The sequence below is a fragment of the Bacillus sp. AFS031507 genome (assembly GCF_002584635.1).
Classification (GTDB): Bacteria; Bacillota; Bacilli; order Bacillales; family Cytobacillaceae; genus Neobacillus.
Genome location: NZ_NUOW01000013.1, coordinates 185,878 through 205,189 on the forward strand (window position 1 = coordinate 185,878; position 19,312 = coordinate 205,189).

Genomic DNA, 19,312 nt, shown 5'->3' on the forward strand with positions numbered 1-19,312 from the left:
CCCCCGCTAGATTTAATCGAGCAACGTTACCATTTTTTTGGCAAATCCATCATCCAGAACAGCTACAACAACGCGGGCTTCTTTGCCAATCGCTTGGCCAAGAAGATGACGATTTTCCACAATTTTATATGGAACCTCATACGAATTACACTTATCAGTAATCTTTTTTGTCGTATTTGCAGAAGCATCTGCGGATAATAAAATGAGATGCGCCTTTCCGCTTTGAATCTGCTTCACGGTAAGCTCCTCACCTGATATGATTTTGCGTGCTCGATTGGCCAAGCCAAGCAATGACATCCATTGATTTTGTTTCATTTGGATTGTCAATTCTCCTTCTCTATAAGCTCAAGTAGCTCTTCGTATAACGAATCATTTATAGAAACCTGTAAGTGATTAGATAGGGTATTTTTTTTCTTGGCAAGTAAGACAGCTTCCTTGTCCCTTGAAAGGTAGGCACCCCTTCCGGATTTCTTCCCCGTCAGGTCGATGGATACCTCCCCTTCCTTTGAGCGAACGATGCGAACAAGTTCTTTTTTCGGTTTCATATCACCGGTTGCAACACACTTGCGCATAGGAACTTTTTTCTGATTGTTCATTCATCATTCACCTCACTTTTTAGTCCAACTCTTCTTCATAATCGAAATCAGTATCAACTTGATCATCAAAAAGCCTAATGGTTTCTTCACGTGGATAAATTCCAATCTCACGTGCTTCAGTTTCTGATTTAATATCAATTTTCCAGCCTGTTAGTTTTGCTGCTAGGCGGGCATTTTGTCCTCGTTTCCCGATTGCTAATGAAAGCTGATAATCAGGAACAACAACTGTTGTTGCTTTTTCATTCTCGTTAACCATAACATCTAATACTTTTGAGGGACTAAGTGAGTTTGCCACAAACACTACTGGGTCCGCTGACCACTTAACAATATCGATTTTTTCACCCTTTAATTCATTAACAACAGCTTGAACCCTCGCACCCTTAGGTCCAACACAAGACCCAACTGGATCTACCTCATTATTATCCGAGTGGACAGAAATCTTCGAGCGATCCCCTGCCTCACGGGCAACTGACTTAATTTCAACGGTTCCATCATAAATTTCAGGAACTTCAATTTCAAACAAACGTTTTAAGAGACCAGGATGTGTCCGAGATACGAATATTTGCGGCCCCTTGGTGGTCTTTTCAACTTTTGTAATAAATACTTTAATTCGATCATGAGGCTTATAACGTTCATTTGGCATTTGCTCGTTTACAGGTAATAATGCCTCGATTTTCCCAAGACTTACATAAATGAATTTAGAATCGAGTCTTTGAACAATACCAGTCATAATATCTTCTTCACGGTCAATAAATTCCGAATAAATAATTCCGCGTTCAGCTTCTCTTACACGTTGAGTAACCACTTGCTTGGCAGTTTGAGCTGCAATCCGCCCAAAGTCCTTGGGTGTAACTTCCATTTCAACAATATCTTCAACTTGGTAATTTGGTGTGATTTGTCTCGCATCCTCTAAGGAAATTTCGAGACGAGGGTCAAATACTTGATCGACCACTTCTTTTCTAGCAAAAACGCGCATTGATCCTGTCTGTAAATTTAAATCAATCCGAACATTCTGGGCTTGATTAAAATTTCGGCGATATGCCGAAACAAGAGCTGCTTCGATCGCTTCAATTAAAACATCTCTGGAAATACCTTTTTCTCTTTCCAGTATTGTAAGAGCATCTAATAATTCGCTGCTCATCTTTTTGTATCCCCCTATCCTTTATCTATAATTTCATTACGAAAAAGTAACAGCTAATCGCGCGTTGGCTACTTTTTCATAGGGAATTTCAATTGTCTTCTTCCGGGTTTTAATCTTCATTTCGATTTTTAAATGTTGACCATCAAATTCTAATAATGTCCCTTCGAAGCTTTTCTCCCCATCAATCGGTTCATAAGTTTTGATAAAGACACTTTTACCTATTGCCTTTTGGAAATCTTTATCCTTTTTCAATGGACGCTCTGCTCCAGGTGAAGAAACTTCAAGAAAGTAGTTATGGGGAATCGGATCAAGCTCATCGAGTTTTTCGCTGAGTTTTTCGCTAACGAGTCCGCAATCCTCAATATCAACACCGTTGTCTTTATCGATATATACGCGAAGAAACCAGCTTTTCCCTTCCTTCACATACTCAATTTCCACTAATTCCAAACCAAGCTCTTGAAAAATAGGCGTAGCAAGCTCTTCTACAACTTCCGTTACCTTGCTCATGCTTTACCTCCTTTTCCGAAAATTTCACCCATATTGTATGTAGTTCACGGAGAGTTTTATCAAGTTACTAAGAAAAAAGATTTATACAAAAACGAAAGAGCGGGTTTCCCCACTCTTGATCACGAGAGTATTTCTTAGTATTTCCAATAAAACTATACCATAACCAACATTTTAATGCAAATAGCGCCCAAAAGCGGAAGCGCCTTGATCAGGGGCGCCAGCATAAGACAAGCGCTGACAGAAGGCGCTTTTTGCCTTCCGAAGCGATTGGCTTATGACTCGAGCCCGTAGGCGCTGGAGATAGAAGATAATCCAAGTTAAAACAGAGAAAGCTGGTTTTGCTCTGGAAGGGATGATAGGCACCCTTGTTTGTCTAAATATTCAAGGATAGTCTTAGATACCTTTCCTCGTTGCTGTAAATCTTCTTTGGATAAAAATTCTCCTGATTCCCTTGCCTTGACAATATTATAGGCCGCATTCGTTCCTAAGCCTGGAATCGAATTAAACGGCGGTATTAAGGTATTGCCTTCAATGATGAATTCAGATGATGAAGATTTATATAAATCGTAGTTCTGGAAAACAAAGCCCCTTTCAGTCATTTCAAGTGCTAGTTCCAAAACCGTTAATAAGTTTTTTTCTTTGTTTGATGCTTCTAGGCCTTTTGCATTTATTTCTTCTATTTTTGCACGTATCGATTCTGAACCGCGCGACATTGCTTCAATGTCAAAGTCTTCCGCGCGGACAGTAAAATAAGCGGCGTAATAAAGGAGCGGCAGATGTACCTTGAAATATGCAATTCTAACTGCCATAAGTACATATGCAGCAGCATGGGCCTTTGGGAACATGTATTTAATCTTCTTACAAGAGTCGATATACCATTCTGGAACTTCGTTTTTCCGCATCTCTGCTTCCATTTCTTCACTTAATCCTTTACCCTTACGAACTGATTCCATAATTTTAAAAGCAAAGGATGGGTCCAGTCCCTGATAAATTAGGTAGACCATGATATCATCACGACAGCCAATAACTTCACTAAGATTACATGTTTGATTATGGATTAATTCTTGGGCATTCCCAAGCCATACATCGGTACCATGTGATAACCCCGATATTTGAACAAGTTCAGAGAACGTTGTTGGTTTCGTATCCTCAAGCATTTGCCGAACGAATCGAGTTCCAAACTCTGGAATACCTAGTGTTCCAGTTTTACACATGATCTGCTTTTCAGTTACGCCTAATGACTCGGTCCCGCTGAAGATTTTCATGACTTCAGGATCATCTGTAGGGATTGTTTTCGGATCCATTCCGCTCAGGTCCTGAAGCATCCTAATAACGGTCGGGTCATCATGTCCGAGGATATCTAGCTTTAGGACATTATCATGGATGGAATGGAAATCGAAATGTGTTGTCTTCCATTCTGAATTTCTATCATCTGCCGGGAATTGAATCGGTGAAAAATCATAAACATCCATGTAATCAGGTATAACAATAATACCACCTGGATGTTGACCCGTTGTTCTTTTAACACCTGTACAGCCTGAAGCAAGGCGTTCTACTTCGGCACCACGCAGTTGTAGATTGTTATCCTGTTGATATGCTTTAACATATCCAAAAGCGGTCTTGTCTGCGACTGTACCAATCGTCCCAGCGCGGAATACATTATCCTCACCAAACAGGACCTTTGTATAATTATGGGCCTTCGGCTGGTATTCACCAGAGAAGTTTAAATCGATATCAGGAACTTTGTCCCCTTTAAAGCCAAGAAACGTTTCGAACGGAATATCGTGCCCATCCTTATGGTATTTTCCACCACATTGTGGACAATCCTTATCAGGTAAATCAAAGCCTGAACCGACAGAACCATCATTAAAAAACTCTGAATGCTTACAGGTTGGACACACATAATGAGGTGGTAGTGGATTTACCTCGGTAATTTCTGTCATTGTAGCTACAAGTGATGAACCCACAGATCCCCTTGAACCTACAAGGTAACCATCATCCAAGGACTTTTTAACAAGCTTATGAGAAATCAAATAAATTACGGCAAATCCATGCCCAATAATACTTTTCAATTCCTTTTCTAACCTGGCTTCCACTATTTCCGGCAAGTTGTCACCGTAAATTCTCCGCGCCATTGCATAACTCATTTCACGCATTTCTTCATCGGCGCCTTCAATTTTCGGTGTATACAAATCGTCTTTAATTGGTTTAATGACTTCAATCATATCCGCAATTTTATTCGTGTTAGTTACAACAATTTCTTTTGCTTTCTCTTTTCCTAAAAATGAAAAAGCATCAAGCATTTCATTAGTTGTCCTAAAGTGAACATCGGGAAGTTCATGGCGATTTAGCGGGTTAGCTCCACCCTGGGAATTAATTAATATTTTTCGATAAATTTTATCATTTTCATTAAGGTAATGGACATTTCCAGTTGCAACAACTGGCAATTCTAATTTATCACCAAGCGTAATGATTTTCGCAATAATATCTTCCATTGCTTTTTCATCGCTCACCAATTCCATTTCAATCAACGGTGCATTTACTTCTTTCGGCATGACTTCAAGATAATCATAAAAACGGGCAGCGCCTTCCACTTCCTCTGGGGATTTTTGCATCATTCCTTCAAATACCTCACCTTTATTACAACCGGAGCCAACTAAAATCCCTTCTCTGTATTTTTGCAAAACAGATCTTGGTAGTCTAGGAACTCGATAAAAATATTCAAGGTGTGATATAGATACGAGTTTAAAAAGGTTTTTTAATCCCGCTTGTGTTTGGGCTAAAAGTGTACAGTGATAAGGACGAGCCCGTTGGTAGGCATTTCCTTTCCCCATATTATCATTAAACTGGTCATGGTATTCAATTCCTTTTTCGAGGGAATCCTTTAACATTTTCAATAGGAGATAACCGGTTGCCTCTGCATCATAAATGGCGCGGTGATGTTGGGTTAATTCAATATCAAACTTCTTAGTTAGTGTATTTAAACGATGGTTTTTCATCTCTGGATAGAGAAATCGTCCAAGTTCAAGTGTATCAATAACAGGATTCTTTGCCTTTTCAAAGCCTATTTTTCTATATCCGACATTGAGGAAACCCATATCAAAGGAAGCATTATGGGCTACAAGAATAGCATCACCAGCCCATTCACTAAAATTCCGAAGAACTACCTCAATTTCTGGGGCGGTTTGGACCATATCATCGGTAATTCCAGTGAGGTTGATCGTTGTTGCCGATAAACGGTGATGAGGATTGGCAAAGGATTCGAAGCGGTCAATGATTTCACCGTCATGTATTTTCACAGCAGCAAGCTCAATAATTGTATTGTACACCGCTGATAGTCCCGTAGTTTCAACGTCAAATACAACATAGGTATCCTCAGCTAGTTGACGATGTGCATCATTATAGGCAATTGGCACCCCATCATCCACTAAATTTACTTCAACCCCATAGAGAATTTTAATATCATTTTTCTTCCCAGCACCATACGCTTCAGGGAATGATTGTGCAACCGCGTGATCGGTTACTGCAATTGCTTTATGTCCCCATTTTTTTGCCTGTGCAATCAGTGCGCTAACAGGTGTGACTGCATCCATTTGACTCATTGGTGTATGAAGATGGAGTTCTACACGTTTCTGATCTTCGGGTGCAGTATCCTTTCGGCCAACAGGCTTAATTTCATTAATATCATTTCCAATCATCACGAGGTCACGAACAAAGGTATCATTCTGAATGCTGCCTCGAACTTTTACCCACATTCCTTTTTTGACAAGCTGGAACAGGGCTGCATCCTCTTTATCGCGTGAAAACATTTTTACCATAATAGAGCTTGTGTAATCAGTTATTTTGAAGGTCAGCAGGGAACGGCCGCTCCTGAGTTCACGTATTTCCGCATCAAAGATAAACCCTTCTACAGCTATTCGTCTTTCTTCATCAACAATATCAATCAGACTTCGGAAGTCATTATTATCCTTAATGGTAAGTCCAATAGTAAGCGGTCCAGATGGAAGATCACCAGATGCCTGATCCTTTTCAGCTTCTTTTCTCTGCAATTCAACCATTGCTTGAAGTCCGCGTTCTTGATCTTCCTTTTGCTTTGCAAGAAGAAATTGTTGATATTCTTCATTTTTCTCGTTACTTTTTATTACTGTCTCAATCGATAAATTGGGAAATCCAAATGATTGATAGATCTTAGCGATCGTCTCGCCATATTTCCGCTTTAGTGCTTGTCCCTCAGTATCATTACGAACTGAAATTGTAAGCTTATTACCGTTCACTTCGGGAAGTTGTTCATGTAATAGTTTTAAAAGCGGCGGAGCAATTCCATCAATTTGCTGAATGCTATAACTCCAATAATCTCGTAATAATTCCGGTGAAATAATTTGATTTGTTACATTTATATGGAAGGAAATCGTTGCAATGTTTGAAAATGTCCGTTCAAGCTGTGACGTAAACATTACATAAACATTATAGGGAAGTATATTTTCAAATAAAAATTGAAAATGCCACTTTCTAGCTTTTTTTTCCACTAATAACCTTTCAATTTGCGCATTATTGAAATGCACTACAACAGCATCCTCGATCAATTGCAGCTGCTGGAGCAAGAGTTGGAATCGCTCTTTTTTGCCTAGGGCATGTTCGCTCATCGTTCTCTCTCCCATCTATTAAATATCGCTTTTTTTATCTCGTCAAAAAGTAATTATATCATATGACTCAAAATGATTCGGCTTTATTCGACAGAAAAATTTCTCCATTTTAGTTAAATAGTTTTCTTTAAACACAAGAATAGGGACCGTATTTAACGGCCCCCAAAATAAATTAAAGATTACATACTACAAGAAAAACCTTTGAATGTCATTCCAAGTTACAACAAGCATGAGCAGCATTAAGAGGGCGAATCCTATAAAATGAACCATACCTTCCTTTTGACGGTCAATCGGCTTGCCTCTAACAGCTTCGACAGCAAAAAACATTAATCTTCCACCGTCAAGAGCGGGAATAGGTAATAAGTTCATAATACCTAAGTTAATGCTTAAAATCCCTGCCCATTTCATTAAATAATAAATACCCGATTTAGCTACAGAATCTGTTGCTTGGTAAATACCAACAGGACCAGAAAGTGCATCAATTGAAAATTGGCCAGTGACTAATTTACCAACCATTACAAAAATCTGTTTCGTCCAAAAATAGGTTTCTGTGAAACCTGCCTTAATTGCTTGAATAGGAGACTTTTCAACAGGACTATAAACACCAATAAGCCCAATTTTCTTTCCTTCAACCGTTTTTTCAATTGGGGTTACTGTGATATCTAAATCCTTTTTGTCACGGAGAATAGAAAAGTCGAGCTTTTCATTTGGATTTTTCCGAATGACCTCCACTACATCAGACCAACTCGAAATTTCTGAACCATTAATCGTCTGGATGAGATCACCTTTTTTAAGACCAGCAGCCATCGCTGCCCCATCAGGAGTTATTTCACCTAACTTAGGTTCATTCGTAGGTACCCCCTGTATAAAAGCAATAATAATAAATAAAATGAATGCAAGTACAAAATTCATCATCGGACCAGCAAAAATAGCCATCGTTCTTTGTCCTAATGTTTTTGATCCGAATTGACGATCAATTGGAGCAATCTGTGACTCGATTCCATTTTCCACGATGACTGCTTTTGGGTCAATGATAAAGGTTTTTAATACTTCATCTTCATCTTCAGGAAATCCTTTAATAACTAAATCCTTTTCGATATCGGCATATTCCACTTCTACGATCCGACAATTAGGAAACTTCTCTTTATTATTTAAGATGATTTTATTTACTTTTTCATCCTTATCTAACAACAAGCCAATACGATAACCAGGCTTTATTTCAATCATTTCCGGATCTTCGCCAGCCATGCGCACAAATCCACCAATCGGAAGTAACCGAATGGTATATGTTGTCTCCGCTCTTTTATGGGAAAATACTTTTGGGCCAAAACCAATTGCAAATTCACGGCATAAAATACCAGCCCTTTTTGCGAAAATCAAATGACCTAATTCATGAAAGAATACGAGTGCGCCAAAAATCACTATAAAGGCAATAACTGTAGTCAAAATAAAACCACCTTTTTTTTCAGGATAAGAGAGATTCTTTTACTTGCGCTTCCGTTTTTCTTACAGGAGTGAATGAACATATTCTCTTGTTTCTTTGTCTATTTCTTGGATTGAAGTTAGGCTAGGGTGTTCCGTGATTTGATGGGCGGTTAGGGCTTTCTCAATCAAATCTTCAATCTGCAAGAACCTAATTTTCCCTTCTAGAAAAGCTGCCACGGCCACTTCATTCGCTGCATTCAATACCGTTGGCATCGATCCACCTTTTTTCCCAGCCTCATAAGCAAAACCAAGACAGCGGAATCTCGCGGCATCCATTTCCTCGAAATGCAATTTCCCAATCCTTGCCAGATCCAAACGTTTTGATGAAGGCAATGGCAAACGATCAGGATAGGTGAGCGCATATTGAATTGGCACTCTCATATCTGGCGTTCCAAGCTGAGCAATGATACTGCTATCGTGAAACTCAATCATTGAATGGATGATGCTTTCTTTATGAAGCAGTACATCAATTTTTTCATATGGCATATTGAAAAGCCAATGAGCTTCAATTACTTCTAAACCTTTGTTCATCATTGATGCCGAATCAATTGTGATTTTTGCCCCCATCGTCCAATTTGGATGGTTTAGTGCTTGCTCCACGGTAACATTTTTCAATTCTTGCCTGGAGAGGTCACGAAAGCTCCCGCCGGAAGCAGTTAGAATTAATCTTTCAATGTTTTTCTCCTTTTCCCCCTGCAAAGCTTGAAAAATGGCAGAATGTTCACTATCGACCGGAAGGAGTGGTACATTATTTCTTTTAGCCGCATCCATAACTAAATGACCTGCAGTAACCAGTGTTTCTTTATTGGCAATCGCGATTATCTTCCCACATTCAATCGCTTGTAAAGTCGGGTTTAACCCCACACTGCCAAGAACTGCGTTGACAAGAATATCGGCTTTTTCATAAACTGCTGTCTCGATTAGTCCTTCCTGACCAAAAGTGAATTTAATATTAGGAAATTCTGCTTTTAATGTATTACAGTCATGATAGTCTTGTACAGAAACAAGCTCAGGCTGAAATTCAACAATCATTTTTCGAGCCAAATCGATATTTTTACCCACAGAAAAGGCTGCTAATGTAAATTCAGATGGATGCTCACGGATAATATCTAAGGTTTGGGTTCCTATCGATCCGGTTGCACCCAATAAGCTAATGGTTTTCAATAAAAAGTCAACTCCTAAATGTGAAGCGCACGCGCTCTATAACCAAAGGTGAAAAAAATGTAACAAGGGCCAAACAAATAATAGGCTGTCAAATCGATCAAGAATTCCACCATGACCTGGCAAGATTGTACCAGAATCTTTGACATTAAAATGACGCTTAAAGGCTGATTCAACTAAGTCACCAATTTGTCCAAAAACGGAAAGGACGATTGTAATTCCCATTAATGTTAATAGACCGACGTTAATGTTTGAGAGGAGAACAAAGATGACAGCCACAACAACTGCACAGGCGATTCCGCCAATCGACCCTTCAACTGTCTTATTCGGGCTAATTTCGGGCCATAGCTTTGTTTTACCAAGAGCTTTTCCAATAAAATAAGCACCTGAATCAGTAGCCCAAATCATAAATAAAGAATATAAAATATAGACAAGTCCCCCATCCTGCCTCGTTTCAAAGAAAAAGTAAAAGCCAATACCTACATAAATGGCTGATAGGATAGAAAAAGAAACGTCTTCAAATGTAAATTGATTTTTGGTAATAACGGTGTAAGTTAATAACAAAAGAACTAATGCAATACATATCTCTATTTTTGAATAATAAAAGGAATCTAATATGGGATAATATTTTTCGGGAAAGAGCAACACCCACAGAAATAAAAGTGCTAACACACCATTAACCGAAAAAATAGTAAGTTTTTTCATTTTTAATAACTCATACAATCCGATCGTCGCTAAAAAGTAGGTTAATATTACAAGTGGAAATCCACCATAATAGACAATTGGTAAAAATAGTGCAGCTGCAACGACTCCTGTAATGATTCTTTGCTTCATCTAATATTTCATCACCTTTGTTGTTCTATATGCCACCAAACCGACGCTGTCGATTCTGGAACGTTTCAATTGCTTCAAGTAAATGTTCTTCATTAAAGTCTGGCCATAAGACATCTGTAAACCAAAACTCTGAGTAAGCCAACTGCCAAAGCATAAAGTTACTCAAGCGGATTTCACCACTAGTTCGGATTAAAAGATCTGGGTCTGTAAAATTAGCAGTCATTAAGTAGGAAGAAAAGACTTTTTCGTCTAACTCCGTCTCGTTTAGTTTACCACTTTTGCTGTCATTTAAGACTTGCTTCACAGCATCAAGAATCTCAGCCCTGCTCCCGTAATTTAATGCAAAGTTTAATACTAATCCATCATTATTTTTTGTTTCTTCTATAGCTTTTTCTATTGCACGCAGTGTATGTACTGGAAGTTGATTTTTATAGCCCATCATTTTCACTTGAACATTTTCCTCAATTAAATCTGGCAAAAATGTTCCTAAAAATTCATCAGGCAGACTCATAATATATTCGACTTCATTTTTTGGCCTTTTCCAATTCTCAGTTGAAAATGCATACAATGTTAAGGTTTTAATGCCGAGCTTATTTGCTAATTTCGTTGTTTTCCGAACAACCTTCATGCCCTCATGGTGACCAGCAATACGTGGTAATGCCCGTTTCTTAGCCCAACGTCCGTTGCCATCCATAATAATCGCCACATGCTCAGGAACAGGCGATTTTTTTATTTCCTCTATTTTATTTCGGAGTGTGGAAGTGTTATTTCGGTTCTTCCCAAGCCTTAATTTATTAAACATAACATTGCTCCTCCAATTAGTTAATCATTTCCTCCGAAAATTAAATCATATATCAATTCCATTGAAGCATGTGTGTTGTTATGTAATGGACATTTCGGGGTAGCATGTTTTTATCATACCAAAAAAGCAAAAAGATATCTCTAATATTTAACTTATGTAAAAAAACAGAGATTAAGAATAATGTTCAGACAACTTTCAGGGAACAATCAAAAATCCCCAAAATACATAATAAAATAGTGAAAAACCCCCTAAACAGAGGGTTCTTATTTATTAATTAGACTTCCAAAATTTCCTTTTCTTTGTCTTTTGTAATTTGATCAACTTTACTAATATATTCGTCGGTTAGTTTTTGGATATCCTCCGAATGACCGCGAAGACTATCCTCAGTAATTTCACCATTCTTCTCTAGCTTCTTCAATTCGTCATTACCATCTCGACGGATATTACGGATAGCTACCTTCGCTTCTTCTGATTCCTTTTTGACTAATTTTACTAACTCCTTGCGGCGCTCCTCAGTCAATTGTGGAATAGCAAGGCGGATTACCATACCGTCGTTGGTAGGATTTAATCCTAAATCAGATTTAAGAATTGCTTTTTCAATATCCCCAAGGGTGGATTTATCATATGGTTGAATAACAATAAGCCTAGCTTCAGGTGTTGAAATTCCAGCCATTTGGTTGACAGGTGTTGGTGCACCATAATAATCAATTGTAATTCTGTCCAATAACGAAGCGCTTGCTCTCCCCGCACGGATGCTGGCAAGCTCACGCGAATATGACTGAATGGCTTTTGTCATACGATCTTTAATGGTAGAGATGACTTGTTTTGGCATTAATGTTTCCCCCTAACAATTGTTCCTATTTTTTCCCCCATAACGGCTCGTTTAATATTCCCCTGCTCCATAATCGAGAAAACAATCAATGGAATATCATTGTCCATGCATAAGGAGGAGGCAGTAGAGTCCATAACTGCTAATCCTTCTTTAAGAACATCTAAGAAAGACAAATCTTCATATTTAGTAGCACTTGCATCTAATCGAGGGTCTGCAGAATACACTCCATCGACATTATTCTTCGCCATTAAGATTACTTCAGCATCGATTTCCGCTGCTCGGAGTGCAGCGGTTGTATCCGTTGAGAAATATGGATTTCCTGTACCCGCCGCAAAAATGACTACCCGTTTTTTTTCTAAATGCCTAATTGCACGGCGTCGAATATAAGGCTCTGCCACCTGGCGCATTTCAATAGAGGTTTGCACCCGTGATTCAATTCCTAAGTGCTCCAAACTATCTTGCAGTGCTAAAGAATTCATAACCGTTGCAAGCATCCCCATATAATCGGCAGTTGCCCGGTCCATACCCATTTCACTGCCAATTTTTCCGCGCCAAATGTTACCGCCACCGACAACGACAGCAACTTCTACACCAAGCTCTGCTATTTCTTTAACTTGAATGGCAATCGATTTGATCACAGAAGGTTTAATTCCAAAGCTCGATTCACCTGCAAGTGCTTCTCCGCTCAACTTTAATACTACGCGTTTGTACTTAGGACCGCTCATATAAACCTCCATTTATGTAATTAATTCTTTTTAAAAAAGGGAACACACCGTGTCCCCTATTTAAAAACCTATTTCATTAACATTCCCTTAAAACTATTTTGTTTTTATGCTAGAGAATAGTTTTTGATTATTTTTTGATTTGATTCATAACTTCTTCAGCAAAGTTATCTTCGCGTTTTTCGATACCTTCTCCGACTTCGTAACGGACGAACTCACGGACTGTAGCACCCTTAGATTCAACAAACTGACGTACTTTTTGATCAGGGTTTTTAACGAAAGTTTGATCAAGTACACAAACATCTTCAAAATATTTTCCAAGACGGCCTTCAACCATTTTTTCAACGATTTTTGCAGGCTTGCCTTCGTTAAGTGCTTGTTGTGTTAATACTTGACGCTCATGCTCAACTTCTTCTTGAGAAACTTCGTCACGAGAAACATACTTTGGTTTTAGTGCTGCGATATGCATTGAAACATCCTTCGCAGCATCCGCATCTGTTGTACCTTCAAGTACTGATAAAACAGAAATGCGGCCACCCATATGAATATATGCACCGAATGCATCATTGTCTGTTTTTGATGTAACAGAAAAGCGGCGAAGTGTTAATTTTTCACCAATCTTAGCAATAGAAGCATTGATATGATCTGCAACAGTAGCGCCATTCTCCATCGTTTGAGCAGATGCTTCTTCAACAGTTGCTGGCTTGTTCTTTAGAAGATGTGCAGCTAGATCTTTTACAAGAGCTTGGAACGCTTCATTCTTCGCAACAAAGTCAGTTTCAGAGTTTACTTCTAGAATAACTGCATCGTTACCTTCAGTTACAACATAAGTTAAACCTTCTGCAGCAATACGGTCACCCTTCTTAGCAGCTGATGCAATCCCTTTTTCGCGTAAGAAATCAATTGCTTTGTCCATATCTCCATCAGTTTCAGTTAGTGCTTTTTTACAATCCAACATACCTGCACCAGTTTTTTCACGTAGTTCTTTAACCATTTGAGCAGTAATTGCCATAATGTAAATTCCTCCTTTATTTTACTATGTATCCATATCTTAGCCAATGACAGCTATTCTAAAACTTTCCAATAAAAACCTTCTTTAAAAAAAGGTGATAAAGGGTCTCCCTCTTATCACCTTTTGATTTAATTAAGCCTGAACTTGTACTTCTTCACCTTGTTTAGCTTCAAGGATAGCATCAGCCATTTTACCTGTTAAAAGCTTAACCGCACGAATCGCATCGTCATTCGCAGGAATAACTACATCGATTTCGTCTGGATCACAGTTTGTATCAACAATACCTACGATAGGAATGTTCAATTTCTTAGCTTCTGCAACCGCGATACGCTCTTTACGAGGGTCAATAATGAAAAGTGCATCTGGAAGTTGTTTCATATCTTTGATACCGCCTAAGAATTTCTCTAGACGCTCTTGTTGTTTCTTTAATTGAACAACCTCTTTTTTAGGTAATACTTCAAAAGTTCCGTCTTCAGACATTCTTTCGATATCTTTTAAGCGGCCAATACGCTTTTGAATTGTTTCAAAGTTTGTTAAAGTACCACCTAACCAACGTTGGTTAACATAGTACATACCAGAACGGCCCGCTTCTTCTTTAACAGAATCTTGAGCTTGTTTTTTTGTACCAACAAAAAGAACTGTTCCGCCGTTACCAGCAAGTTCCTTTACCCAGTTATAAGCTTCTTCAACTTTTTTAACTGTTTTTTGAAGGTCAATGATATAGATACCGTTACGCTCTGTGAAGATATATTTCTTCATTTTAGGGTTCCAACGGCGAGTTTGGTGTCCAAAGTGTACACCAGCTTCAAGCAATTGCTTCATAGAAATGACTGACATGATTTTTCCTCCTAATGGTTTGTTTTCCTCCGCTCACCTCATCTTTAAACAGAAACTGTTATGAACAGCACCATCTGATTAAATCAATGAGCGTGTGTATTAACACCATGAAATAATATAGCATATGTAATAATAACAATCAAGCATTTGTTTAATAAAAAACAAAATCCCCAGTTAGCTGGGGATTAGTTATGATTAATTAGATCTTAATTTATCAAGTTCCATCAGAAACTTATCATTTAAAACTTTGATATATGTTCCTTTCATCCCTAGTGAACGTGATTCAATTACCCCTGCACTTTCAAGTTTTCTTAGTGCGTTAACGATAACAGAACGAGTAATACCAACACGATCAGCTATTTTCGAAGCAACCAATAAGCCTTCACGGCCATTTAATTCTTCAAAGATATGTTCAATCGCTTCAAGTTCACTATATGATAATGAACTAATAGCCATTTGAACCACTGCTTTGCTTCTAGCTTCTTCTTCAATTTCTTCAGACTTTTCTCGTAAAATCTCCATACCTACAACTGTTGCACCATATTCTGCAAGGATTAGATCATCATCGTGGAACTTTTCTTGTAATCTTGCAAGAATTAACGTGCCAAGGCGTTCCCCACCGCCAATAATTGGAACAATCGTAGTTAAACCTTCTTTAAATAAATCTCTGTTTTCTACAGGAAAAGCAGTATATTGGCTTTCAACATCAAGATTTGATGAGGTTTCTTGAATATTAAATAAACCATTTGTATATTCCTCAGGGAATTGACGATCCTCAAACATCTTTTTCATTCTTTCATTTTCAATTTGCTGATAAATTGAAAAACCAAGTAGTTTCCCGCGACGGCTGACAATGTACACATTTGCTTCAATAGTTTCACTCAATGTCTCGGACATTTCCTTAAAGTTAACCGGTTTTCCTGCTGCCTTTTGCAATAATACGTTAATCCTTCTAGTTTTTGTAAGTAAATCCATCTGTTTCTTCCTCCTAATTAACTACAACCATTATTAAATTATTAATTAATCTTCAAATACTACATTTTAGGGTATTTAAAAATGAACATTTCTTCATACATGGGATTATCAGACGTTCATTTTTATAAGATAAACTGACTTAAATCTTTATTTTTCGAAATAGCACCAAGTTTATCGTCGACATATTGTGGTGTAATAGTTATCTTCTCCATCGAAATTTCTGGAGCTTCAAAAGATAAGTCTTCTAAAAGCTTTTCGAGAATCGTATGAAGACGTCTTGCACCAATATTATCTGTATTTTGATTCACTTCAAATGCAACTTCGGCAATTCTACGAATAGCATCGTCAGAAAATTCAATTTGTATACCTTCTGTTTCCAATAATGCCTGATATTGCTTAATAAGGGCATTATCTGGTTCGATTAAGATTCTGAAGAAATCTTCCACAGTTAGCTTTGTTAATTCTACACGAATTGGGAAACGCCCTTGAAGTTCTGGAATTAAATCGGAAGGTTTCGCCATGTGAAATGCTCCAGCAGCAATAAATAATACATGGTCGGTTTTTACTGACCCATATTTGGTCACTACTGTTGAACCCTCAACTATAGGCAAAATATCTCTTTGAACCCCTTCTCTGGATACATCTGCAGAAGATCCTCCCGAATTTTTACTAGCGATTTTATCAATTTCATCGATAAAAATAATTCCAGCTTGTTCCGCACGATAAATGGCCTCAGAATTTACTTCATCCATATCAATAAGCTTAGACGCCTCTTCACTAGTCAGCACCTTGCGAGCTTCACGGACAGTCAATTTTCTCTTTTTGCGTTTTTTCGGCATAAAGCTGCTTAGGGCATCCTGCATATTCATTCCCATTTGTTCAATCCCTGAGCCTTGCAGCATATCAAACATGGATGGAGCTTGCTCATCTACTTCAACCGTAACGATTTCATCCTCTAGTTGACCAAGTGCTAATTTTTCTTTGACAATTTTTCGTTTTTCAGAAATCGAAAAATCCTCTTGATGTGTTTCTGGTTCAGTTGATGTATTCCCGCCTCCGAATAACATTTCAAGCGGGTTTTTATAGTTACTCGTTTTTTTGGCTGATGGCACAAGCAAATCAACTAGCCTGCTGTTGGCATTTTCTTCTGCACGTTCCTTCACACTTTGCATCCGTTCCTCTTTTACTAAACGAACAGAGGTTTCCGCAAGATCTCTAACCATGGATTCAACATCTCGCCCAACATAGCCTACTTCAGTAAACTTAGTTGCTTCCACCTTAATAAAAGGGGCACCCACAATTTTGGCAATCCTTCTGGCAATTTCTGTTTTCCCAACTCCAGTCGGACCTATCATCAATATATTTTTGGGGATAATTTCATCCCTAAGTTTTTCATTTAACAAACCTCTTCTATAGCGATTTCTTAAGGCAACAGCAACCGCTTTCTTAGCATCCTTTTGTCCAATTATATATTGATCAAGTTTTTCAACAATTTGACGAGGGGTTAAATTAGTTGTTTTTCCCATGATAATTAGTCTCCTTCCCGTTATAGCTCTTCAACAATAATGTTATGGTTCGTATAGACACATATTTCAGCTGCTATTTCTAAAGAAGCTTTTGCTATTTCCTTTGCAGATAAATGGTCTCCTGAGTATTTCTTTAAAGCACGTCCAGCAGATAATGCATAATTTCCACCTGAACCAATCGCAAGAATTCCATCGTCAGGTTCAATTACTTCTCCAGTTCCTGAAACAAGCAGCAAATATTCACGATTCATAACAATTAGCATCGCTTCAAGCTTCCTGAGCACTTTGTCACTTCGCCACTCTTTGGCAAGCTCAACAGCAGCTCTTTGAAGGTTACCATTAAATTCTTCTAATTTTCCCTCGAACAGTTCGAAAAGAGTAAAAGCATCTGCAACAGAACCTGCAAAACCTGCTAATACCTTTCCATTAAATATCTTTCTTACTTTTCTCGCTGTGTGCTTCATCACTACCGCATTACCAAATGTCACTTGTCCATCACCTGACATTGAATATTCACCGTTATGATGGATTGCAAAAATCGTTGTCGCATGAAATTGGTTCATTAAGATGAGCCTCCCTTTGGAGTGATTTCTATTCACATTACCTCGCAGATAAGTATGTAACAGGTGAACTACCATTTACATGAAAGTTATGAAAACTGACTATGTTAACTGGAATATTTGACCTCATTACTTTATGGGTTATTACCACCATGTAGATAAGAAATTTTACTGATGTCATGTTGATTAGGTTCAAGTGTATATTTTGAGTAATTAAATTCTATTTGTAAATACTCAATAATTAACTTTAAAAAAACATTCACATTTGTCATAATATTCACCTCGCAAGGGCTACTAAATCGTAACATACTTCGTATTCCCTTGCAATAAACTTTACAAAACTTTCACAAAGTTCTGAATTGTTTCTAACGCTCTATTTGCGTGTTCTAAATTCCTCTCCTGCTTTCCTTTAATTCTTACCGGCAGCTCTGGAAATAAACCAAAGTTAGCATTCATTGGCTGAAAATTTTTAGCGTTCGTCGTAGTAATATATCGGGCCATGCTTCCAATCGCGGTCTCTTCTGGAAATTCAAGAGGCTCCATCCCTTGTATTAAACGCACTGCATTTATACCAGCAACTAAACCGCTAGCAGCAGATTCTACGTATCCTTCAACTCCAGTCATTTGACCAGCAAAAAATAAATCTTCACGATTACGGAATTGGTAAGTTGCTTTTAGTACCTTGGGAGAATTGATAAATGTATTACGGTGCATCACACCATATCGAATGATTTCCGCATTTTCTAACCCCGGTATTAATTGTATAACTTCCTTTTGGGCACCCCACTTTAAATGTGTCTGAAAACCGACAATATTAAAAAGTGTGCCAGCGGCATCATCTTGACGGAGTTGTACTACGGCAAATGGACGTTTTCCTGTTTTGGGATCCTCTAACCCAACTGGTTTTAACGGACCGAAAAGCATTGTTTTCTTTCCCCGTAACGCCATCACTTCGATTGGCATGCACCCTTCGAAAAAGACTTCCTTTTCAAATTCTTTTACTGGAACTGTTTCAGCGGATATAAGCGCTTCATAGAAACGGTTAAATTCTTCTTCAGTCATTGGGCAGTTAAGATAGGCTGCTTCCCCTTTATCATAGCGGGATTTTAAATAAACTTTCTCTAGGTCTATACTTTCCTTTTCAAGTATCGGTGCTGCAGCATCATAAAAATAAAGGTAATCCTCACCGGTTAGCCCTTTGAGCTGCTCTGAAAGGTCTGGACTTGTCAGCGGCCCCGTTGCAATGATTGTTGTTCCCTCTGGAATTTCAGTTACTTCTTCATTAATAACCGTAACATTTTCATGGTTTTTAACCAAATCTGTTACTTTGGCGGCAAATTCATGGCGATCAACAGCTAACGCACCGCCTGCTGGAACAGAACAAGCATCCGCTGCAGCGATAATAACGGAATCAAGCTTTCGCATTTCTTCCTTTAACACCCCTACTGCATTTGTTAGTGTGTTGGCACGTAATGAATTACTACAAACTAATTCTGCAAATTTATCTGTATGGTGTGCAGGTGTTTGCTTCACTGGTCGCATCTCATATAAGCGAACTTTTACTCCACGCTTCGCAATCTGCCATGCTGCTTCACTTCCCGCTAATCCCGCACCGATTACGTTAATTGTGACATCTTTCATTTAGAATCCTCCTAATAGATACCATGGTTTTATGTAAA

17 protein-coding genes are annotated in these 19,312 nt (G+C 38.3%); all 17 read right to left on the reverse strand.

All coding sequences use genetic code 11. The features are described from left to right. Window positions 1-12: 12 nt before the first annotated feature. The gene (locus tag COE25_RS13460; RefSeq protein ID WP_088086391.1) at window positions 13-315 is read right to left on the reverse strand and encodes a YlxQ family RNA-binding protein; all 303 of its coding nucleotides are present in this window, start codon (window positions 313-315) and stop codon (window positions 13-15) included. Between the two features lie 8 nt (window positions 316-323). Then, a complete protein-coding gene (gene rnpM / locus COE25_RS13465) occupies window positions 324-596 on the reverse strand; it encodes an RNase P modulator RnpM (protein WP_088086390.1) in 273 nt (90 codons plus the stop codon). Window positions 597-615: 19 nt separating this feature from the next. Then, window positions 616-1,737 (reverse strand): transcription termination factor NusA, encoded by a 1,122-nt coding sequence (nusA, locus tag COE25_RS13470; RefSeq protein WP_088086389.1) that lies wholly within the window; start codon window positions 1,735-1,737, stop codon window positions 616-618. Between the two features lie 36 nt (window positions 1,738-1,773). Beyond that, complete coding sequence (gene rimP, locus COE25_RS13475) at window positions 1,774-2,244, reverse strand: ribosome maturation factor RimP (RefSeq protein ID WP_098933006.1); 471 nt, start codon at window positions 2,242-2,244, stop codon at window positions 1,774-1,776. A 317-nt stretch (window positions 2,245-2,561) separates the two neighbouring features. Next, on the reverse strand, window positions 2,562-6,887 hold the full coding sequence (locus COE25_RS13480; protein ID WP_088086387.1) for a PolC-type DNA polymerase III: 4,326 nt from the start codon (window positions 6,885-6,887) through the stop codon (window positions 2,562-2,564). Between the two features lie 186 nt (window positions 6,888-7,073). After that, entirely contained in the window at window positions 7,074-8,333 is a 1,260-nt protein-coding gene (gene rseP, locus COE25_RS13485) for an RIP metalloprotease RseP (protein WP_088086386.1), read from the reverse strand. Window positions 8,334-8,393: 60 nt separating this feature from the next. Continuing rightward, complete coding sequence (gene dxr / locus COE25_RS13490) at window positions 8,394-9,536, reverse strand: 1-deoxy-D-xylulose-5-phosphate reductoisomerase (protein ID WP_098933007.1); 1,143 nt, start codon at window positions 9,534-9,536, stop codon at window positions 8,394-8,396. A gap of 36 nt (window positions 9,537-9,572) precedes the next feature. Then, entirely contained in the window at window positions 9,573-10,367 is a 795-nt protein-coding gene (locus COE25_RS13495; protein ID WP_088086384.1) for a phosphatidate cytidylyltransferase, read from the reverse strand. A gap of 25 nt (window positions 10,368-10,392) precedes the next feature. Next, complete coding sequence (locus COE25_RS13500; protein ID WP_088086383.1) at window positions 10,393-11,169, reverse strand: undecaprenyl pyrophosphate synthase; 777 nt, start codon at window positions 11,167-11,169, stop codon at window positions 10,393-10,395. A gap of 274 nt (window positions 11,170-11,443) precedes the next feature. Next, window positions 11,444-12,001 carry a ribosome recycling factor gene (gene frr, locus COE25_RS13505; RefSeq protein WP_098933008.1) on the reverse strand — a complete coding sequence of 186 codons (558 nt, stop codon included), beginning with the start codon at window positions 11,999-12,001 and terminating at the stop codon, window positions 11,444-11,446. Beyond that, window positions 12,001-12,726 carry a UMP kinase gene (pyrH, locus tag COE25_RS13510; RefSeq protein ID WP_088086381.1) on the reverse strand — a complete coding sequence of 242 codons (726 nt, stop codon included), beginning with the start codon at window positions 12,724-12,726 and terminating at the stop codon, window positions 12,001-12,003. The genes frr and pyrH overlap by 1 nt, the downstream gene beginning before the upstream one ends. Before the next feature lie 127 nt (window positions 12,727-12,853). Continuing rightward, on the reverse strand, window positions 12,854-13,735 hold the full coding sequence (gene tsf / locus COE25_RS13515; RefSeq protein ID WP_098933009.1) for a translation elongation factor Ts: 882 nt from the start codon (window positions 13,733-13,735) through the stop codon (window positions 12,854-12,856). Window positions 13,736-13,867: 132 nt separating this feature from the next. Beyond that, entirely contained in the window at window positions 13,868-14,572 is a 705-nt protein-coding gene (gene rpsB, locus COE25_RS13520; RefSeq protein WP_088086379.1) for a 30S ribosomal protein S2, read from the reverse strand. Between the two features lie 195 nt (window positions 14,573-14,767). Beyond that, window positions 14,768-15,547: a GTP-sensing pleiotropic transcriptional regulator CodY gene (codY, locus tag COE25_RS13525; protein WP_088086378.1), complete on the reverse strand. Its 780-nt coding sequence runs from the start codon at window positions 15,545-15,547 to the stop codon at window positions 14,768-14,770. 122 nt (window positions 15,548-15,669) lie between these two features. Beyond that, window positions 15,670-17,073: an ATP-dependent protease ATPase subunit HslU gene (gene hslU, locus COE25_RS13530; protein ID WP_088086377.1), complete on the reverse strand. Its 1,404-nt coding sequence runs from the start codon at window positions 17,071-17,073 to the stop codon at window positions 15,670-15,672. A 20-nt stretch (window positions 17,074-17,093) separates the two neighbouring features. Then, entirely contained in the window at window positions 17,094-17,636 is a 543-nt protein-coding gene (gene hslV, locus COE25_RS13535; RefSeq protein ID WP_088086376.1) for an ATP-dependent protease subunit HslV, read from the reverse strand. A gap of 330 nt (window positions 17,637-17,966) precedes the next feature. Beyond that, window positions 17,967-19,274 (reverse strand): FADH(2)-oxidizing methylenetetrahydrofolate--tRNA-(uracil(54)-C(5))-methyltransferase TrmFO, encoded by a 1,308-nt coding sequence (trmFO, locus tag COE25_RS13540; RefSeq protein ID WP_098933010.1) that lies wholly within the window; start codon window positions 19,272-19,274, stop codon window positions 17,967-17,969. Window positions 19,275-19,312 lie beyond the last annotated feature (38 nt).

Excerpts from the sequence above, each read along its gene's own strand:
- COE25_RS13460 (WP_088086391.1), bottom strand. The coding sequence starts at position 315 with ATGAAACAAAATCAATGGATGTCATTGCTTGGCTTGGCCAATCGAGCA.
- rnpM (WP_088086390.1), bottom strand. The coding sequence starts at position 596 with ATGAACAATCAGAAAAAAGTTCCTATGCGCAAGTGTGTTGCAACCGGT.
- nusA (WP_088086389.1), bottom strand. The coding sequence starts at position 1,737 with ATGAGCAGCGAATTATTAGATGCTCTTACAATACTGGAAAGAGAAAAA.
- rimP (WP_098933006.1), bottom strand. The coding sequence starts at position 2,244 with ATGAGCAAGGTAACGGAAGTTGTAGAAGAGCTTGCTACGCCTATTTTT.
- COE25_RS13480 (WP_088086387.1), bottom strand. The coding sequence starts at position 6,887 with ATGAGCGAACATGCCCTAGGCAAAAAAGAGCGATTCCAACTCTTGCTC.
- COE25_RS13495 (WP_088086384.1), bottom strand. The coding sequence starts at position 10,367 with ATGAAGCAAAGAATCATTACAGGAGTCGTTGCAGCTGCACTATTTTTA.
- COE25_RS13500 (WP_088086383.1), bottom strand. The coding sequence starts at position 11,169 with ATGTTTAATAAATTAAGGCTTGGGAAGAACCGAAATAACACTTCCACA.
- frr (WP_098933008.1), bottom strand. The coding sequence starts at position 12,001 with ATGCCAAAACAAGTCATCTCTACCATTAAAGATCGTATGACAAAAGCC.
- pyrH (WP_088086381.1), bottom strand. The coding sequence starts at position 12,726 with ATGAGCGGTCCTAAGTACAAACGCGTAGTATTAAAGTTGAGCGGAGAA.
- tsf (WP_098933009.1), bottom strand. The coding sequence starts at position 13,735 with ATGGCAATTACTGCTCAAATGGTTAAAGAACTACGTGAAAAAACTGGT.
- rpsB (WP_088086379.1), bottom strand. The coding sequence starts at position 14,572 with ATGTCAGTCATTTCTATGAAGCAATTGCTTGAAGCTGGTGTACACTTT.
- codY (WP_088086378.1), bottom strand. The coding sequence starts at position 15,547 with ATGGATTTACTTACAAAAACTAGAAGGATTAACGTATTATTGCAAAAG.
- hslU (WP_088086377.1), bottom strand. The coding sequence starts at position 17,073 with ATGGGAAAAACAACTAATTTAACCCCTCGTCAAATTGTTGAAAAACTT.
- hslV (WP_088086376.1), bottom strand. The coding sequence starts at position 17,636 with ATGAACCAATTTCATGCGACAACGATTTTTGCAATCCATCATAACGGT.
- trmFO (WP_098933010.1), bottom strand. The coding sequence starts at position 19,274 with ATGAAAGATGTCACAATTAACGTAATCGGTGCGGGATTAGCGGGAAGT.